Annotated in this window: 1 protein-coding gene; it reads right to left on the bottom strand. The window is 72.4% G+C overall.

All coding sequences use genetic code 11. From position 1 onward, the window contains the following. The coding region (locus tag PKE99_RS38145; RefSeq protein WP_271215113.1) for a hypothetical protein at positions 1–727 on the bottom strand (727 nt) is incomplete at both ends.

Genomic DNA, 727 nt, shown 5'->3' with positions numbered 1-727 from the left:
GGCGTCCGCGCGGAGTCCTCCGAACCTCTCGAAGACCAGGCACATCAGGAAGGCCGGGACGCCCGCGACCAGCATCGTCGCCCCGACGCCGGCGAGCTGCCACCACGGGGTGATGTGGGCGACGCCCACCGCGTACGGCCCCTCGAGTCCGATGTAGCCACCGGTCGGGGTGCCCCACTCGACGAAGCCGGCGAGCACCGAGTCGGCTGCGTCGGGCCCGAGGGCGAGCGGCACGACCTTCGGGTCGTCGATGCGGAGCCGGCGCAGGAGGCTCGCGGTGCCCAGCCCGACGACCGGGCCGAGGGCGCCGATCAGGAGGCACTGCCAGGCGTTTCCGATGTCGAGCAGGGTCCCGGTGATCACCACTCCGGAGATCGGCCCGAGGAAGGCCCAGGTGGGCTCGTGGCGACGGTGGGCGAGGAGCAGGCCGACGACCGCGCCGCCGACGATCGCCGCGACCTGGTTGATGATCACCACACCCATCCCGCTCTCGGTGAACGAGATCCCGAAGAAGCCGACGTCGGGGACGATGTAGCCGCTGCCGAGGGTGACGAACGGCAGCGCGAGCAGGATCAGCAGCGTCCCGATGCCCACGAAGGACAGGTTCTGGGCGGCGGGCCGGGCGCCGGTGCGGTGGACGCCGCCGAAGGCCCCTAGCCGGGGGCCGACGCGCCAGGCCAGCACGAGCACGAAGGTCCCGGCGGTGATGTAGAGCGGACATGCGCCA

This window comes from Pseudonocardia halophobica, from assembly GCF_027922425.1.
Classification (GTDB): Bacteria; Actinomycetota; Actinomycetes; order Mycobacteriales; family Pseudonocardiaceae; genus Pseudonocardia; species Pseudonocardia halophobica.
This window is presented reverse-complemented; position numbering and strand designations above follow the sequence as displayed.